This is a genomic window from Pseudonocardia alni, from assembly GCF_002813375.1.
GTDB lineage: Bacteria > Actinomycetota > Actinomycetes > Mycobacteriales > Pseudonocardiaceae > Pseudonocardia > Pseudonocardia alni.
In genome coordinates, this window is record NZ_PHUJ01000003.1 from 2,736,756 (window position 1) to 2,753,567 (window position 16,812).

The 16,812-nt window shown below is 76.4% G+C and carries 14 protein-coding genes; 4 read left to right on the forward strand and 10 right to left on the reverse strand.

Going from position 1 to position 16,812, the window contains the following annotated elements:
- Positions 1–117 precede the first annotated feature (117 nt).
- Genes ATL51_RS13670 through ATL51_RS13685 form a run of 4 tightly spaced genes read right to left on the reverse strand, consistent with a single transcriptional unit; the run spans position 118 to position 5,505 of the window.
- Positions 118–597: a type III secretion system chaperone family protein gene (locus ATL51_RS13670; RefSeq protein ID WP_073576590.1), complete on the reverse strand. Its 480-nt coding sequence runs from the start codon at positions 595–597 to the stop codon at positions 118–120.
- Complete coding sequence (gene mshA, locus ATL51_RS13675; RefSeq protein ID WP_100878798.1) at positions 594–1,868, reverse strand: D-inositol-3-phosphate glycosyltransferase; 1,275 nt, start codon at positions 1,866–1,868, stop codon at positions 594–596. Before mshA ends, ATL51_RS13670 begins: the two co-directional genes overlap by 4 nt.
- The gene (locus ATL51_RS13680; RefSeq protein ID WP_392567401.1) at positions 1,865–4,774 is read right to left on the reverse strand and encodes a sacsin N-terminal ATP-binding-like domain-containing protein; all 2,910 of its coding nucleotides are present in this window, start codon (positions 4,772–4,774) and stop codon (positions 1,865–1,867) included. The genes mshA and ATL51_RS13680 overlap by 4 nt, the downstream gene beginning before the upstream one ends.
- On the reverse strand, positions 4,672–5,505 hold the full coding sequence (locus ATL51_RS13685) for a DUF3027 domain-containing protein (protein ID WP_322789678.1): 834 nt from the start codon (positions 5,503–5,505) through the stop codon (positions 4,672–4,674). The genes ATL51_RS13680 and ATL51_RS13685 overlap by 103 nt, the downstream gene beginning before the upstream one ends.
- A gap of 39 nt (positions 5,506–5,544) precedes the next feature.
- Here ATL51_RS13685 and ATL51_RS13690 point away from each other — a divergent pair, with 39 nt between their 5' ends.
- The 3 genes from ATL51_RS13690 to ATL51_RS13700 all read left to right on the forward strand — a co-directional run bounded on the left by ATL51_RS13690 (position 5,545) and on the right by ATL51_RS13700 (position 8,525).
- A complete protein-coding gene (locus ATL51_RS13690; RefSeq protein WP_301549018.1) occupies positions 5,545–6,357 on the forward strand; it encodes a glutaminyl-peptide cyclotransferase in 813 nt (270 codons plus the stop codon).
- A 76-nt stretch (positions 6,358–6,433) separates the two neighbouring features.
- On the forward strand, positions 6,434–7,972 hold the full coding sequence (locus ATL51_RS13695) for an MFS transporter (RefSeq protein ID WP_208622980.1): 1,539 nt from the start codon (positions 6,434–6,436) through the stop codon (positions 7,970–7,972).
- A gap of 43 nt (positions 7,973–8,015) precedes the next feature.
- Positions 8,016–8,525 (forward strand): DUF2771 family protein, encoded by a 510-nt coding sequence (locus tag ATL51_RS13700; protein WP_073576595.1) that lies wholly within the window; start codon positions 8,016–8,018, stop codon positions 8,523–8,525.
- An 18-nt stretch (positions 8,526–8,543) separates the two neighbouring features.
- Here ATL51_RS13700 and ATL51_RS13705 read toward each other — a convergent pair whose 3' ends face one another.
- The 4 genes from ATL51_RS13705 to ATL51_RS13720 all read right to left on the reverse strand — a co-directional run bounded on the left by ATL51_RS13705 (position 8,544) and on the right by ATL51_RS13720 (position 13,430).
- Entirely contained in the window at positions 8,544–9,467 is a 924-nt protein-coding gene (locus ATL51_RS13705; protein WP_301549019.1) for an MsnO8 family LLM class oxidoreductase, read from the reverse strand.
- A gap of 95 nt (positions 9,468–9,562) precedes the next feature.
- Positions 9,563–9,949 carry a cold-shock protein gene (locus ATL51_RS13710; protein WP_062398128.1) on the reverse strand — a complete coding sequence of 129 codons (387 nt, stop codon included), beginning with the start codon at positions 9,947–9,949 and terminating at the stop codon, positions 9,563–9,565.
- A gap of 105 nt (positions 9,950–10,054) precedes the next feature.
- The gene (locus tag ATL51_RS13715) at positions 10,055–11,719 is read right to left on the reverse strand and encodes an AMP-binding protein (protein ID WP_100880696.1); all 1,665 of its coding nucleotides are present in this window, start codon (positions 11,717–11,719) and stop codon (positions 10,055–10,057) included.
- 79 nt (positions 11,720–11,798) lie between these two features.
- Positions 11,799–13,430: a phospholipase D-like domain-containing protein gene (locus ATL51_RS13720; RefSeq protein WP_073576597.1), complete on the reverse strand. Its 1,632-nt coding sequence runs from the start codon at positions 13,428–13,430 to the stop codon at positions 11,799–11,801.
- A gap of 47 nt (positions 13,431–13,477) precedes the next feature.
- On the opposite strand from ATL51_RS13720, the gene ATL51_RS13725 reads away from it, so the two are divergent.
- Positions 13,478–14,341: a hypothetical protein gene (locus tag ATL51_RS13725; protein WP_100878802.1), complete on the forward strand. Its 864-nt coding sequence runs from the start codon at positions 13,478–13,480 to the stop codon at positions 14,339–14,341.
- Here ATL51_RS13725 and ATL51_RS13730 read toward each other — a convergent pair.
- Both ATL51_RS13730 and ATL51_RS13735 read right to left on the reverse strand, forming a co-directional pair.
- Positions 14,338–15,519: a S8 family peptidase gene (locus tag ATL51_RS13730; RefSeq protein ID WP_301549251.1), complete on the reverse strand. Its 1,182-nt coding sequence runs from the start codon at positions 15,517–15,519 to the stop codon at positions 14,338–14,340. The two genes, ATL51_RS13725 and ATL51_RS13730, sit on opposite strands and share 4 nt — an antisense overlap.
- A gap of 184 nt (positions 15,520–15,703) precedes the next feature.
- On the reverse strand, positions 15,704–16,780 hold the full coding sequence (locus ATL51_RS13735; RefSeq protein WP_208622981.1) for a sulfate/molybdate ABC transporter ATP-binding protein: 1,077 nt from the start codon (positions 16,778–16,780) through the stop codon (positions 15,704–15,706).
- Positions 16,781–16,812: the final 32 nt, after the last annotated feature.

Sequence of the window (16,812 nt, forward strand, 5' to 3'; positions counted from 1 at the left end):
CTCCTTCGCGAGGTCCTGCGGGGGACGGACGGCGCGGAGATCCGGCCGGGTTCGGCGTCATGCTAGAGGCACCGCGCCCGTACCGTCGTCGTGGCGCGGTGAAAAGTTACCCGCGGGTCACCGGAAGAGGTGCTCGAACGCGGTCAGGTTCGCGGTCGACTCGCCGTTCTCGCTGCGCCAGGCGTACTCGCGGCGGATCGAGGAGGCGAAGCCGAGCTCCAGGAAGGTGTTGAAGTCGCCGTCGGCGGCCTCCAGCACCGAGCCGAGGACACGGTCGAGCTCGTCCGCGGTGACGGCGTGGCGCGCCAGCCGCCCGACGAGGTGGATGTCCCCGACCCGGTCCAGGCAGTAGTGCACGCCGTAGAGCTTGGCGTTGCGCAGCAGCATGAACCGGTAGACGCCCTCGTGGTTCTCATCGGGCCTGCGGCACACGAACGCCTGCACCGCGAGGGTCTGCTCGCGCAGGATCAGCCAGGTCTGGGTCTGGAGCCGGGCCTCGCCGGGGAGGGTGACCAGCCACTGCCCGGGCCCGCGGTGGACGTGCTCGGCGCCGGAGTCGGCCAGCGCGGCCCCGATCCGCTGCTCCAGGTCGCTCATACGTCCCCCCGTCGCCGCGCCGCGAACTCGGTGCGGGCCTCGTCGTAGGCGCCCAGCAGGGCGTCGGTCGTGCGGTCCCAGGAGAAGCGGTGCGCGTGCGTCGCCGCGGTCCGCCCCATCTGCTCGCGACGGCCCGGGTCGAGCGCGAGCTCGCCCAGCGCGTCGGCCCAGTCGGAGATGTCGTGCCCGGTGACGAGCAGCCCGGACCGGCCCTCGGCGACGGCGACCGGCAGCCCGCCCACCCGGGTCGCCACCACCGGCGTCCCGCACGCCTGGGCCTCCAGCGCGACCAGCCCGAAGGACTCGTTGTGGCTCGGGACGGCGACGACGTCGGCCGCCCGGTAGACCGTCACCAGCTCGTCGCCGGCCCGGGGCGGCAGGAACCGGACGAGGTCGGTGATCCCCAGCTCGGCCGCCAGCTCGTGCAGCGACGTCGGCTCGGCCAGCCCCGACCCGGACGGCCCGCCCGCGACGAGCACGACGAGGCGCTCCCGCAGACCCGGTGCGCGCGCGGCCAGCTCGGCCGCGGCGCGCAGCAGCACGTCGGGGGCCTTGAGCCGCTGGATGCGTCCGACGAACGCCAGCACCATCGCCCCGGCGGGCAGGCCCAGCTCGGCGCGGGCCGCGGCGCGGTCCCCGGGCCGGAAGCGGTCGGTGTCCACCCCGGGCGGGATGGTGACGGTGCGGCGCGGGTCGGCGTCGTAGAGGTCCAGCAGCTGCTTGGACTCGATCTCGGTGTTCGCCACCAGCCGGTCGGCCTCGGCGACGACCTGGTCCTCGCCGATCACCCGCACCCGCGGCTCGGGGGTGTCCCCGGCGGCGAGCGCGGCGTTCTTGACCTTGGCCAGGGTGTGCGCGGAGTGCACCAGCGGCACCCCCCAGCGGTCCCGGGCCAGCCAGCCGACCTGACCGGACAGCCAGTAGTGGGAGTGCACGACGTCGTACCAGCCCGGGTCGTGGCGGGCCTCGGCCCGCAGCACCCCCGCGGTGAAGGCGCACAGCTGGCTCGGCAGGTCGTCCTTGCCGAGGCCCTCGAAGGGGCCCGCGGCGACGAACCGGACCGTCGCGCCGGGCTCCAGCTCGACCGTCGGTGGCTGCTCCGACGACGTGGCGCGGGTGAAGATCTCCGCCTGGACGCCGCGGCGGGCCATCCGGATCGCCGTCTGCGCGACGTAGACGTTCATCCCACCGGCGTCGCCGGTGCCGGGCTGCTCGGTCGGGGAGGTGTGCACCGACAGCACCGCGACCCGTCGGGGCAGTCGCTCACTCACCCGAGCATCCTGACACGGCGCCGGAGCGCCAGCGCAGCCACCAGCGCCCGCAGCGGGTCCGCGGCGTGCCAGTCGTCGCCGCGGCCGGGCCAGGCCGGGACGGTCACCGTCCCGCCGTCGTCGAGGTCGACGACCAGCTCGTCGTGCCGGTGCAGCCGCCCCGGGGGCGCGGTCTCCCCCAGCGCGGCCAGCGCCAGGACGACCTCGGGGTCGGCCGTCCACGGGCCGGGGGTGCCGGTGCCGCGGGCGGTCCCGGCGACCCGGTCCGAGGCCAGCGGCACGTCGAGCAGCTCCGCGAGGGCGGCGGGGTCGGGCCCGCCGGGGACGGCGGGCAGCGCGTCCAGCGCGGGCAGCACCCACGGCGCGTCGAGGACGACGGCGCGGTCGGTCGGCGCGACCGACCCGGTCACCGTGCGGACCCGGTCCGGTGGGTCGACGTCGTCGAGGTCCACCCGGCCGTCGGCGACGGCCGCGGCGAGCGCGGAGTAGGCGGCCGCGGCGACCTCCCCGGTCACCGCGCGCGCCGGGTCGGCCAGCCGGTCGAGCAGCTCGGTGACCTCGTCCGGCCCGTCGACGACGACCCGGTCCCGGACGCCGGCGGCGGCGAGCACCGCGTCGTCGACGCCGGGCAGGGCCCTGACCTCGTCGTAGAGCCCGGCCAGCCCGGTCGCCGAGCGCAGCCGCCACGTGCCGGCCAGCCGGCCGCCGAGGCGGACGTGGCGCGACAGCCACCAGGCGGTGTACCCGGTGAGCAGCGCGGCCCGGGTGTCGCGGTCGCCGGCGAGCAGGGCCAGCGCCGCGGGCCAGCGGTCGTCGGCGACGAGGTCGAGGTCGCGTACGGCGGGCGGAGGGTCGCCGTCGCCGGGGTAGTGCTCGGCGTCGTGCAGCACGTCGGGGTCGAACGCGACGACCGTGAACCGGTCCAGCACGCCGGCGGCGACCAGGGCGTCGCGGGGCACGTCGGCCCACTCCGGCCCCAGCACCCCGACGGGGGCGTCCGGGTCGAGCAGGTCCCGGAGGGCGGCGTCGGGCAGGACGAGCTCGTCGGCGCGGGCGGGGCGGCCGTCCTCGTCGGTGAGGGCGAGGGCCCCGAACCGCGGGTCCGGCGCGGCGCCGGGGGTGTCGAGCAGGGCGAGGACGGCGCGGGCCGCCGCGGTGGTGTCCAGGCCCGCCTCGGCGTCGTCGACGGACCGCTCGACGGCGGCGTGCAGCGCGGGCGCGTCGAGCAGGGTGTCGCGGTCGGCGTCGGCGGCGCCGAGGCGGCGCAGCAGCGGGTGGACGGCGCCGGGGTGGGCGATCCGCAGCTCGGGGAGCGCCGCCGCCCCTGCCGGGTCGCCCCCGACGGGGAGCAGCACCGAGGCGGGCCCGGGCACCAGGCGGCCGTCGACGAGCGGGACGGGCAGCGCGCCCAGCTCGGCGGCCAGCCCCGGGACGGTGTCGGCGGCCGGGGCGAGCGCCGCGTACAGCTCCCGCCACCGGCCCGGATCCGCCTCGAGGCCGGTGAGCCGCTCCGCCAGCGCGGCGGGGCCGATCCGGTCCACGCCGAGCCCGGCGGGCGGGAGGACCCCGGACGCGACGAGCCGGGCGAACGCCGGACCGGTCGCGGCGAGCAGCTCGGGCAGCCCGTCGGCGGGCACGTCGAGCCACTCGGCCCGCTCCGGTGCGAGCACGTCCGCGTCGCCCGTGGCGGCGGGGAGCCACGGGGTGCGGGTCAGCGCCGCGGTGACCGCCTCGCGCAGCCGGCCGTCGAGCGGTGAGCGCGGGAAGCCCGGCTCCGGCACCAGGGCGGTGCGGTCGGCGGGGCCGACGCGCCGGACGAGGTCGGCGTAGGCGGCCGCCGCGGCGTCGACCAGCACGTCGACGCCCGGGTCGTCGGCACGGATCCGGCGGCGGTCCGGGTCGAGCGGGAGCGGTGCGACCAGCCGGGCGGGCAGCGACAGCTGCTCGGCGCTGCGGGTGGGGGCGTGCAGGACCTCGCCGTCGTCGGGTCCGTACGGGGCGGGCCGGTCGCCGTGCAGCGGCAGCGCCCACCGGACGCCCGCGTCCCCGGTGACCAGCAGGTACCCGGCGTCGCCGACGCGCACCCGGCCGTCGCCGAGGTCGGTGCGGGCGACGGTCACCGGGCCCGCCGTGACCGACTCCAGGCCGGGCAGGGCCAGCAGCAGGTCCCCGGCGGTGCGGGCGAGCTCGTCGAGCAGGTGGTGCGGGTCGGTGCCGGGCGCCGGGCGCAGCCGGACCTCGGTGGCGAACCCGGGCGGCGGCGGTTCCTCCTCCGGCGCGGGCCAGGCCAGCCGCAGCACCGGCACCCGGGCGTCGCGGGCCAGCTCGGCGGCCGCGGCACCGCCCAGCCCGGCCACCTCGACCGCGGTCCGCGCGGCCGAGAACGCGACGGCCCCGGCCGCCGTCACCAGCCGGGGGGCCGTACAGACGGCGAGCACGGCGGCGAACCCGACGCCGAACCGGCCGGTCGCTCCGGCGGCGTCCCGCTTGGCCGAGGCCCGCAGCGCGGCGAGCGCGGCGACCCCGGGGGCGTCGAGCGGGGCACCGGTGTTGGCGACGCGCAGCTCACCGTCCACCACGACGGCCCGGACCCGGCCGGGCAGGTCCGCGGCCAGCGCGGCGTCGGCGGCGTTCTGGAGCAGCTCGGCGACCCAGGTGTCGGCGTACCCGCCGCGGCGCAGGTCGTCCTCGGCGTTGACGTCCTCACGGAACCGGGTCGGCGACGACGACCAGGCCGCCAGGACCCCGTCCCGCAGCGCCGCCGTGCCGAACGGGTCGGTGCCGTCCGCGACGCCGGGAGGGCTCAGGACCCGACCGGCTCGAGGTCGACGCCGTCGTCGTAGACCAGGGCCGAGACGTGGACCGGGGAGCCGGACGGCTCGGCGACCGAGGAGTGCGCACCGCAGCCGAAGCCGACGGCGACGACCTGGGCGTCGGCCGGGGAGGAGCCGTTCGCGCAGACCCCGAACACGCCCTGCAGCGACCCGGCGAGCGGCACCAGGAACCCGCAGGTCCCGCAGGACGCGGGGGCGGACCGGGCGAGGTCGGCGGCCGGGCCGCGCTCCCCGTCCTGCCAGCGCTCGGCGGCGGCGACGCGGCCCTCGAACGACAGCACCCGCTCGCGGCCGAGGCCGACCTCGCGGGCCAGCGCGTCGACGGCCGGGTCCCCGGAGTCGACGTGACCCGGCACCAGGCGGGGGTCGTCGGCCGGGGTGGGCAGCAGGTCGCCGGGCTTGAGGTCACCGGGGCGCACGCGCTGGTCCCACGGCACCCAGTCGGGCGCGACGAGCGCGGTCGAGCCGGGCAGCAGCACCGACTCCGAGACCGTCACCGGCCCGTCACCGGCCGCGGCGGCGACGGTGACCGCCCACCGCCAGCCGCGGTAGCCGGGCAGGTGTGCGGCGAAGGAATGGGTGACCGAGCCGTCGTCCTCGACGGTCGTGCCCAGGTGCGCGCCGACGGCGGCCACGGCCGCCTCGTCACCCAGCTCGTCGGCCGCCTCCTCGACGGCCGCGGCCCGCGCCTCGTCCACCGCGTCGAACAGGTGCGACGGCGCGGGTGTCACCCGGGGCTGCGGCGTCTCCGCCCGCTCGTCACCGGAGTCCCCGACCTCGACACCCACCTCACCAGTGCTCACCTCACCAGTGTGCCACCCGTGCCCGGGCATCCTGGGCGGGTGCCCGCCCGAGCGCTGCTCCGCCGCCCCTCCGTGACGGGGCTGCTCCCCCTCCTGCTGGCCCTGGCGGCCTGCGGGGCCGCAGCCCCGGCGACGGGGCTGCCCGACCCGGGCCCCGTTCCGGTGGTCCGTCCGCAGATCCTCGCCGAGATCCCGCACGACCCGCAGGCGTTCACCCAGGGCCTGGAGCTGCGCGACGGGACCCTCTACGAGGGCACCGGCCGGGTGGGGCGCTCGCAGCTGCGCGCGCTGGACCCGGCGACGGGCGCGGTGCGGGCGGCGAGCCCGCTGCCGCCGGCGTACTTCGGGGAGGGCATCACCGTCGTCGGGGACCGGATCTGGCAGCTGACCTGGCAGGACGGGGTGGCGGTCGAGTGGGACCGGGCGACGCTGCGGCCGCTGCGCGAGGTGCCCGTCGACGGCGAGGGCTGGGGGCTGTGCCTGCTGGGCGACCGCGTGGTGCGCTCGGACGGCACCGACCGGCTGTTCTTCCACGACCCGGCCGACCTGGCGGGGACCGGCTCGGTGGCCGTCACCCTGGACGGCGCCCCGGTGACCCGGCTCAACGAGCTGGAGTGCGTCGGTGACCGGGTGTGGGCCAACGTCTGGCAGACCGACGACCTGGTGCGGATCGACCCGTCGACCGGGGTGGTCGACGCCGTCGTCGACGCGACCGGGCTGCTGCCGGCCGGGCAGCGGGCCGGGGCCGACGTGCTCAACGGCATCGCCCACGTCGACGGCGACGAGTACCTGCTCACCGGAAAGCTGTGGCCGGCGACGTTCCGGGTGCGGGTCCCGCTGCCCCCGGCCTGACCGGCGCTGCGCCGGGCGGGTGACACCACCCGGCGGGATCGCCGGAACCGTCGGTGCCCGCCTGCACAATGACCGCGTGGCACCGAACCCGTTCCGCAGCCGCCGCCGGGCGGCCGGGTCGAGACGTGGCCCGGCCCCGCGCACCACCCCGACCACCACCCCGACCACCGCCCCGATCACCACCCCGATCGCCTCGGACCCGGCGCTGCGCCGTGCGTGCTCCGCCGGTGCCGCCACCGACGAGCTGCCCCGCCCCGGCCCGGCCACGGTCCCCCGCAGGCTGACGGTCACCCGGGTCGCCGTGCACCGCACCCGCGAGCTGGGCGGGCGCGCGGTCGCGCTGTTCCGGCGCGCCGCGACCGCCGACGGCGCCGACCGGTCCGGGCTGACGGCGCTGACCTACGCCACGATGCTGACCTACGCGCTCGACGCGGCGGTCGCCGTCGCGCTGGCGAACACCTTGTTCTTCGCGGCGGCGACGGCGGAGTCCACCGCGAACGTGGCGCTCTACCTGGCGATCACCGTCGCGCCGTTCGCGCTGGTGGCGCCGGTGATCGGTCCCGCGCTGGACCGGTTGCAGCGGGGCAGGCGGATCGCGATGGCGGTGTCCTGCGCCGGCCGCGCGGTGCTCGCCGTGGTGCTCGTGTTCCACCTCGACGACTGGCTGCTCTACCCGGCCGCGCTGGGGATCATGGTGCTGTCCAAGTCGTTCCTGGTGCTCAAGGCGGCCGTGACCCCGCGGGTGCTGCCGTCGACGATCACCCTGGCGACGACGAACTCCCGGCTCACGACGTTCGGGATGGCCGCGGGCGGGGTCGCCGGGGCCGTCGCGGGTGCCGCGGCGCTGGCCGTCGGCGGCGCCGGGCCGCTGTGGTGGACGGCGGTGCTCGGCGTCGCCGGTGCCGTGCTCTGCCTGCGGATCCCCCGCCGGGTCGAGTCCACCGCGGGCGAGGTGACCGCGGCGGTGCCCGCCGCCCGGCCGGGCAAGCGCCGGTCCCGCGCCCCCGCGACGCGGGCGGTGCTCGTCGCGCTGTGGGGCACGAGCACGGTGCGGGTGCTGACCGGGTTCCTCACGCTGTTCGTCGCGTTCGTGGTGAAGGCCGGGGCCGAGCAGTCCCCCGACGGCGATCCCGCGGGCCAGCTGCTGGTGATCGGGATGGTCGGCGCGGCCGCCGGCGTCGGGCTGTTCGCCGGCAACGCGGTGGGGGCACGCAGCCGCTTCTCCCGGGTCGAGCCGGTGGTGCTCGCGGCGGCCGCGGCGGCCGTGCTCGCCGCGGCGGCGGTGGCGCTGCTGCCGGGCGTCCCGACGGCGGTGGTCGCGGCCCTGGTCGCGTCGACGGCGAGCGCGCTGGCGAAGGTCTGCCTCGACGCGGTGGTGCAGCGCGACCTGCCCGAGGACGCGCGGGCGTCGGCGTTCGGGCGGTCGGAGACGGTCCTGCAGCTGGCCTGGGTGCTGGGCGGCGCGATCGGGGTGCTCGCCCCGCACGACACCTTCCGGACCGGGTTCGTGATCGTGACCGGGGTGGTGGCGGTGTTCGCGCTGCAGGCCGCGCTGGTGCGCCGCGGCACCTCGCTGGTGCCCGGCCTGGGGCCGCGCCCGGCCGTCGCCCGCTGAGGGCCCACCCGCGCGCCGGGCCCGGATCCGTACGCTGGTCGGCGTGATCACCCGCCCCCGACCGCGCCCCCGCCGGTCCGCCGGCGTGCTGGCCGGGACCCTGGCCGCGGCCGCCCTCGTCCTCGCCGGGTGCGGCGGCGAGGCCCCGACGGTGACGTTCGACGTCGGCGGCACCTCGCTGACCGCCGCGCCCACCCAGTTCTGCGACACCAGCCTGCAGAACTGCCAGGACGCCCCGAACGCCCGGGTGACCGCACAGGTCCCGCCCGGGACGGAGGTCCGCATCACGGTGCCCGAGGAGGTCTCCTCCGCGCCCTGGCAGGTCGCCTACGCGTTCACCCGCGGCACCGACCCGACCCCGGTCCAGCAGCGCAGCGCGATCGCCGCGCCGGACACCCGCACCGACTTCACGCTCTCCCTGCCCGAGCCGGGCGACCGGCTCGTGACCGCGCAGGTGCAGGTGTTCGGGGCGCCGCCGTCGATCGACCCGGCGAGCACCGACATCCAGTTCCCGGTCCGGGCGACCTGGGTGCTGGTCGGCGAGCAGGGCTGAGCGGGCGCGACCCGGATCTCAGCGGCCCGCGCCGAGCAGCCGGGCCAGCGCGGCGTCGGAGTCGGCCTGCGCGTCGCGGTCGTGGGTCGAGGAGAACACCAGCAGCTCGTCGGCGCCGGTGCGGGCCACGAGGTCGTCGAGCCGCTCGGCGACGGTGTCGGAGTCGCCGGCGATCGCGTTCGCCAGCGCCCGGTCCACGGTCTCGCGCTGGCGCCGGGTCGTCACGCGGTGCGGGTCCGGCGGCTCCAGCGGCGGGAACTCCCCGGTGGTGCGGGCCGCGGCGTGCGCCCACGCCTCGGACAGCGCCAGCTGCGGGTCCCCGACGAGCACGTCGACGGACACCACCAGGTGCGCCGCGTCCCCGGCCCGCTCGCGGTAGTCCGCCAGCGCCGCCGGGTCGTCGAGTACCGGGCCGCCGACGACGGCCGGCAGCCCCAGGTCCCCGGCCAGCCGCAGTCCCGCGCCGGTGGCGAGCAGGAACAGGGGGACGGCGTGCTCCAGCCGCGGCCGGGCCGTCACCGGGCCGCTGCCGTCGAGGAAGGAGCGGAGCTCGTCGAGGGCGGCACGGAACTGCGCGTCGTCGGCCCCGCCGGCGCGCAGGGCGCGGCGGACCGGCTCGGTGAACCCGGGCGAGCGGCCGATGCCCAGGTCGATCCGCCCGGGGTGCAGCGCCTCCAGCAGCGCCACCTGCTCCGCGACGACGAGCGGCTGGTGGTTGGGCAGCATGATCCCGCCCGAACCGACCCGGATCCGCGAGGTCGCCGCGCCCACCGCGGCCATCAGGACCGGCGGGCTGCCCGACGCGATCCCGGGCACGGCGTGGTGCTCGGCCACCCAGAACCGGTGGTAGCCGAGCTGCTCGGCGCGGACGGCCCGCGCCACCGTGCCACGGACCGCGGCGGCGTCGGGCTCCCCGGCCCGCGTCCGCGAGCGGTCCAACATCGACAGGCGCACGTTCGCCCCAACACCGCGCGCACCCGCCGCCATTCCGCCGCACCCGGGTGCCACCGCGGGTCCGGGCGCCCGGCGGCGAGCGGTCAGCCGTCCAGGTCGCGGGCGACGGCCCGCACGACCTCGGCGGCCAGCTTGCAGGTCTTGCGGTCCGGGTAGCGCCCGTGCCGCAACGCCGGCTGGATCTTGTTCTCCAGCAGACCCATCATGTCCTCGATCAGACCGTGCAGCTCCTCGGCGGGGCGGCGCGCGTTCTCCACCGCGGACGCCTGCTTCTCGACGATGCGCACGGAGAGCGCCTGCGGCCCGCGACGGCCCTCGGCCATCCCGAACTCGACCCGCTGGCCGGACTTGAGCGCCTCCACGCCGGACGGCAGCGCCGCCTTGCGCACGTAGACGTCCTCACCGCCGTCCTGGGAGAGGAAGCCGAAGCCCTTCTCCGCGTCGTACCACTTCACCCTGCCGGTGGGCACCGTCGTCCTCGATTCCTGCTTGCTGTGTTGCTGCGTGCACGACAAACGCGCCCGGGCTCGCCGGACGCGCCGTCACCGATGGTACGCCTGGGACCCGTCCGGGGGTCAGGCGTTTCGGACGTTCGCCGCACCCTCCAGGTCCAGCAGCCCGACCGACTTCTCCCGCATCTCGACCTTGCGGACCTTGCCGGTGACCGTCATCGGGAACTCGTCGACGACGAGCACGTAGCGCGGGATCTTGTAGTGCGCCAGCTTCCCGGTGGCGAACTCGCGCAGCGTGTCGGCGGTCAGGGGCGCGGCGCCCTCGCGCAGCACCACCCAGGCGCAGAGCTCCTCGCCGTAGCGCTCGTCGGGGACACCGATGACCTGGGCGTCGACGACGTCGGGGTGGGTGTAGAGGAACTCCTCGATCTCGCGCGGGTACACGTTCTCGCCGCCGCGGATGACCATGTCCTTGATCCGGCCGGTGATGTTGAGGTAGCCCTCGTCGTCCATCACGGCGAGGTCGCCGGTGTGCATCCAGCGGGCGCGGTCGATGACCTCGGCGGTCTTCTCCGGCTGCTCCCAGTAGCCCAGCATCACCGAGTAGCCGCGGGTGCACAGCTCGCCCGGCTCGCCGCGCGGCAGCGTCCGGCCGGTCTCCGGGTCGACGACCTTGACCTCCAGGTGCGGGTGCACCCGCCCGACCGTGGACACCCGGCGCTCGACGGAGTCGTCGGCGCGGGTCTGGGTGGACACCGGGCTGGTCTCGGTCATGCCGTAGGCGATGGTCACCTCGGTCATGCCCATCCGGTCGACGACCTGCTTCATCACCTCGACCGGGCACGGCGAGCCGGCCATGATCCCGGTGCGCAGGCTGGACAGGTCGTAGTCGCCGAAGCCGGGGTCGTTGAGCTCGGCGATGAACATCGTCGGCACCCCGTAGAGCGAGGTACAGCGCTCCTGCTGCACGGCGTGCAGGGTCGCCTTCGGGTCGAAGCCCTGCGCCGGGATGACCATCGTCGCGCCGCTGGTGGAGCAGGCGAGGTTGCCCATGACCATGCCGAAGCAGTGGTAGAAGGGCACCGGGATGCAGACCCGGTCGGCCTCGGTGTACCCGCAGGTCCGGCCGACGTAGTAGCCGTTGTTGAGGATGTTGTGGTGCGACAGCGTCGCGCCCTTCGGGAACCCGGTCGTCCCGGACGTGTACTGGATGTTGATCGGGTCGTCGGCCGTCAGCGACGCCTGCACCTGCGCCAGCTCGTCGCGGCGGGAGGCGTCGCCCGCGGCCAGCGCGTCCCACTCGGGGGAACCGGTGATCACGACGCGCTGCAGGTCGGGGCAGTTCGCCCGGACCTCGGCGATCATCTTCTCGTAGTCGGAGGTCTTGAACGACGACGCCGACACCAGCGTCGAGATCCCGGCCTGCTTGAGCACGAACTCCAGCTCGTGGGTCCGGTAGGACGGGTTGATGTTGACCAGGACGACGCCGATCTTGGCCGTCGCGAACTGGGTCAGCGTCCACTCCGCGGTGTTCGGCGACCAGATACCGACCCGGTCCCCCACGGTGAGACCGGCGGCGAGCAGCCCGGTGGCCAGGTCGTCGACGGCCTTCTGCAGCTCGCGGTAGGTCCAGCGGCGTCCGGTCTGCACCTCGACGAGCGCGTCGTTGTCGGGGACGCGGGCGACGGTGCGGTCGAGGTCGTCACCGATGGTGTCGCCGAGCAACGGCGTGTCCGAGGTCCCGGACGCGTAGGACGGGACGGCGGGGGTTGCGGCGGCTGAGGTCACGACGTCGTACTCCTCGGGCGGTTCGGTGCGGGTCGTCACATCCTCGCCCCCGGACGACGCGGTTGCCAACACCCGTCGGTCAGGACGAGGACAGGCGCCGCCGCCCCGAGTCGGCGACCTTCGCCGCCCCGCGCCGCGCCCCGTGGGCCGCGCGGCGCAACGGCCGCGGCGACGGCTCGGGCCACGGACCGACCGGCACCAGCACCCGTTCGGCCGGGGCGAACCCGGCGGGGTAGCCGGGCACCCGCCAGGTCCCGGCCGGTGCGTCCGGTGGCAGCCATTCCGGGCGCCACATGCCCAGCGCGAGGTCCAGATCGGCCAGCCGGGGCGCGAGCTCGTCGGTCAGCTCGGTGCGCAGGTGCTCGGCCCACAGCCGTACCCGCAGGTCGCGCACCTGGTCGCCGGTGGTGACGAACGCCGTCGAGAGCTCGGTGTCGGTGCCGCGCATCGAGCGGGAGAAGAAGTTGGCCGACCCGATGGAGGCGAAGACGTCGTCGACCAGCGCCAGCTTGGTGTGGACGGTGAGGTCCTCGATCCGGTGCATGATCACGTTGCCGCGGTCGGCCGGGTCGAGCTGGTCGATGACACCACGCTGCACGTCACCGGTGACGCGACGGCGGAACTTGTTCACCCCGGCGTCGACCGGGTCCTTGCGCCCCGAGCACACGAGCACGACCTTCACCCCGCGGGCGGCGGCGTCGCGCAGCAGCCCGTAGAGCCGGAACGCCCGGCGGCCGCCCGGGACCTCGAAGAAGTACTGGTCCTCCAGGTAGACGTAGCGGCGCGCACCGCGGATCGCGGTGGACAGCGTGTGGAAGACCTCCTGGGTGCCGTTGCGGGGCAGCACCGTCCAGTGCCGCCGGTAGAGCATCCCGAAGTGGTCGATCTTCCATGGCCGCAGCGAGCGCAGCACCTGCACCGCGGTCCCCGGGGCGGACCGCGGCGGGGCGGGCGGCGACGGCGGCAGGTCGCGCCGGAACGGCTCGGGGTTCATCGGCTCCCAGTCGGTGGGGGTGACCATGAACCGGCGCGGCGGCAGCGTCGCGGCCTCGGTCCACCGGCCCCGGTACACCTCCCACACCCGGGCCGCGCCCGGCCCGTGCAGCGCGGCGGCGCCGTCGTGCCAGCCCCAGCGCTCCTCGCCGATCGAGAGCCGGTCGTGCGGCTCGGCGTCGAACCGGTTGGCCGACAGGTCCAGCCCGCCGACGAACGCGGTCAGCTCCCCGCCGACGTGGGCGAGCACCACCTTCTGGTGGTGGCAGCCGATGCCCGAGCCGGACCAGTCCAGCAGCACCCGCCCGGCGAGCTGCGGGCGGCGGCGCAGCTCCAGCGCGGCGAACGCGTTGGCCCGGAACGGGCCGATCGCCACGCCGGGCACCGATCCGGAGAACAGCGCCGCGGTGAGCAGCACCCGCACGTCCACGCCGGCGTCGACCAGACGGGCGAAACGGTCGGCGAGGGCCTCGTAGCCGTCCTCGTCGGGGTCGAGACCGTTCAGATCCATGTCCGGTTCCAGGTTCAGACCGGTGACCAGCACCGTGTCCCCCGGCCCGGCCCGGTCGAACAGCGCGCGCAGCCGGGCGAAGTAGTCGACGCCGTCGACGATCGGCTCCCACCCGGTGTCCTCGACGAACGTGGGGCAGTCCGGGGTGGCGGGGGCCAGGTAGCGACGGGTCAGCGACGCCAGGTCGGCGGGCGGGGAGCCGGGCATGCCCGGACGCTATCCGGCGCGTCGGGGGTCGCGCCTACTCTGCGGGCATGGCACGTCCGGGAACGCTGGACCGGGTCTCCGCGGCCGTCGCGGCGGCGGGCGCGGTGGTGGTCGGCGGCTGGTTCGTCGTGACCGGGGTGCAGATCGAGATGGTGGGGGCGCCGGGCCGGGGACCACTGGACCGTGCGTTCCCGTTCCTGCTGGCCGCGACCGCGGTCGCGGTGTTCGGGCTGATGGCGTGGCGCTCGTGGCGGGCGGCGGACCGCGCGGACGCGGCCGCACCCCCGGTCCCGGCGCCGGTGGTGCTGCCGACGCCGCCGCCCGGGGCGCCGACGACCCCGGCGTCGCCCGTCGCGGTGCGGGTCGTCCCGGACCTGTCGGCCGAGGGCCGGGACCGGCTGGGGCACACGGTCGCGGTACTCGAGCGCGCGGGGGTGCTGCCGTCCGGCGTCGTCGAGCCCGATGCGCTGGCCGGTGGGGTCGCCGACCACGGCGAGCCGGTCACGGCCGGGGCCGTGCTGGGCGCGCTGGGCGAGGCCGGACCGGACGGCTGGGACGCGTTGCTGGCCCTCCTCCCGACCTGGGCCGAGCAGGACCCCGCCGAGCACGCCGCCGCGCTCGACCGGCTCGCCGGCCCGGACCACCGGGTCGCCGTCGCCGGAGCGTCGGTCGAGGTGGACGGCACGGTCGTCGCGGTCGTGACCACCGGCCACCCGAAGGCCCTCGACCCCGGCCCGCTCGCCGCCGCCGCCCGTGCCCTGCGCGACCGCGGCGCGCCTCGGATCGCCTGGCTGTGGACCGACCAGGTGCTGTGGCTCGCGACGCCGTCGGTGTCGCCGGCCGAGCTGAACGACCTGCTCGACCAGCCCGTGTACGAGCTGTGGGAGTGGGCCGACGAGGCCCGGGGCTAGAGCCCGCCGGTCTGCAGCAGCCGGTTCGGGGTACCGCCGGTGCCGCCGCCGTCGACCTTCCCCGGCACCGCGTTGTCGACGATCCACTTCGTGACGGTGGTGGCCGGCGCGTCGCCGCGGGCCTGCTTGTACAGCGCTGCCACCCCGGCCGCGAAGGGCGCAGCCATCGAGGTCCCGCTGTAGGAGGCGGTGCCGCCCCCGGGGACCGGCGCGACGATCCGGGTGCCCGGTGCGTAGAGCGAGACGCAACGGCCGGTCGAGGAGTTCGACGAGCGCTTGTCGTCGATCGTCGAGTTCGCGACGACCAGCACGTCACCGATCGCTCGGGGCAGCGCGGTGCAGTCGTCGCCGCCGGTGTTGCCGGCCGACGAGGTCGCGAACACCCCGGAGTCGATCATGCGCTGTACGGCCTGCTGGAGCATCGGCGAGCCGCCGTAGCTCCACGACATCACCGCGACCGCGGGGCCGCGCTTGTTCTTCGTCACCCAGTCCAGACCGGAGATCAGCGACGACAGCGTCCCGGTGCCGTTGCAGTCGAGCACCTTCACGGCGCGCACGGTCGCGCCCGGGGCCACGCCGTAGTCCTTCGACGCGGCGATCCCGGCGACGACGGTGCCGTGCCCGTCGCAGTCGGTGTCCGTCCGGTCGATCGTGTTGAGCTCGAGCCCGGCCCGGCCGCCGAACTGCGGGTGGCTCGCGTCGACGCCGGTGTCGAGGACGAACACGTCCACCCCGGCGCCGGTGGCGGTGTGCCGGTACTGCCCGTCCAGCGGCAGGTTCGGCTGGTCGATGCGGTCGAGCCCCCAGTTGCCCGGCGCCTGCTCGGCACCCGCGGGCGGGCCGACCGGCGCGTCCTGGTGGGCGGCCTGCGGGTCGAGCGGGGAGATCGTGCGGTCCTCCTCCACCCCGACGACGCCGGGCCGGTCGCGCAGCTCGGTCGCCTGGGCGGGGGTGAGGTCCGCGGCGAAGCCGTGCACCACGCTGTCGAAGGTGACCTTCGGCTCGACGCCGACGGACTCCGCGGCGGCCCGCGTCTGCCCGTCGGTCGCCGTCTGCACCAGGTACCCGGCAGGTGCCGACGGCGCCGTCTCGGCGGCGGACGCCGTCGGCGCGAGAGGAACACCGAGTGCGACCGCCAGGACACCGGCAGTGACCAGACGGGCGGCGCGGGGACGCATGGATCTCACGGACAGCGACGCTATGCACCTGTGACGCCTGGTGCGAGAGACACGATGGTGGCCCGGGTGACACCTGGGACCACCCGGGTGACGGAGCGTTTCGGTACCGGCGGTGCCGGGGATGCCTGCCGACCGGGGCCCGGCAGGGCTCCGAGCTGCACGATCAGCGGATCGGCCGTGGCCCTCAGGCGTGCCGGCCGTGCACGGCGACCTCGGTCGCCTTCACCGCGAACCACACCTCGTGACCGGGTTCGACACCCAGTTCGGCGACGGCGGCCGGGGTGACGTCGGCGGCCAGCCCGGACACCCAGTCCGGCCCCCCGGCGACGGGTGCGGCCCGCAGCCGCACGGTGTCCCCGCGCGGCTCCAGCGCGGCGATCCGGACCGGGACGACGTTGCGCGGGCTGCCCTCGGGCCTGCTCGCGTGCACCGCGACCGCGGACGGCGGGAACACCGCGACGGCGGGCTCCCCCTCGGCGACCTCGACGACCCGGCCCCGGATCTCGGTCCCGTCCGCGGTACGCACCCCGGAGCCCTCGGCCACGCCCGGCACCAGGTCCAGACCGGCGATGCGGGCGGAGAACGCGCTCCGCGGCCGGGCCAGGACGTCCCGTGCGGGGCCGGACTCGACGATCCGGCCCCGGTCCAGCACGACGACGCGGTCGGCGAGCACGAGCGCGTCGAGCGCGTCGTGGGTGACCAGCAGGGCGGTCTGCTTGCCGTCGGCGATGACCCGGCGCAGCAGGGTGCGCATCGCGGGGGTGGCGTCGACGTCGAGGGCGGCGAGCGGCTCGTCGAGCAGCAGCAGCCCCGGCCCGGGGGCCAGCGCGCGGGCCAGCGCGACCCGCTGCTGCTGTCCGCCGGACAACTGCGCGGGGCGGCGGGCGGCGAGCCCGCCGACACCGACGGCGTCGAGCAGCTCGCGGGCCCGGGAGTCGGCCGCGGCGCGGGGCGTGCCCTGGGCACGCGGCCCGAACGCGACGTTCGCCAGCGCCGACAGGTGCGGGAACAGCAGCGGCTCCTGGGCGAGCAGCCCGACACCGCGCCGGTGCGGAGGCACGAAGGTCCCGTCGGCGGTGTCGAGCAGGGTCCGGCCGTCGACGCGCAGGTGCCCGGAGTCCGGGCGCAGCAGCCCGGACAGGATGCCGAGCATCGTGGACTTGCCCGCCCCGTTCGGTCCGAGCACCGCGAGCACCTCGCCCGCGGCGACCGACAGCTCCAGGTCCAGGGCGAACCCGTCCCGGTCCAGCCGCGCCCTCATGTACACACCGGGCTCCACCGTGTCGCCGCCGC

Bases quoted from the DNA above. Each gene is read 5' to 3' on its own strand.
- ATL51_RS13720 (WP_073576597.1), bottom strand. From the start codon at position 13,430: ATGCCCGGCTCCCCGCCCGCCGACCTGGCGTCGCTGACCCGTCGCTAC.
- ATL51_RS13730 (WP_301549251.1), bottom strand. From the start codon at position 15,519: ATGCGTCCCCGCGCCGCCCGTCTGGTCACTGCCGGTGTCCTGGCGGTC.
- ATL51_RS13670 (WP_073576590.1), bottom strand. From the start codon at position 597: ATGAGCGACCTGGAGCAGCGGATCGGGGCCGCGCTGGCCGACTCCGGC.
- ATL51_RS13705 (WP_301549019.1), bottom strand. From the start codon at position 9,467: ATGTTGGACCGCTCGCGGACGCGGGCCGGGGAGCCCGACGCCGCCGCG.
- ATL51_RS13725 (WP_100878802.1), top strand. From the start codon at position 13,478: ATGGCACGTCCGGGAACGCTGGACCGGGTCTCCGCGGCCGTCGCGGCG.
- ATL51_RS13735 (WP_208622981.1), bottom strand. From the start codon at position 16,780: ATGAGGGCGCGGCTGGACCGGGACGGGTTCGCCCTGGACCTGGAGCTG.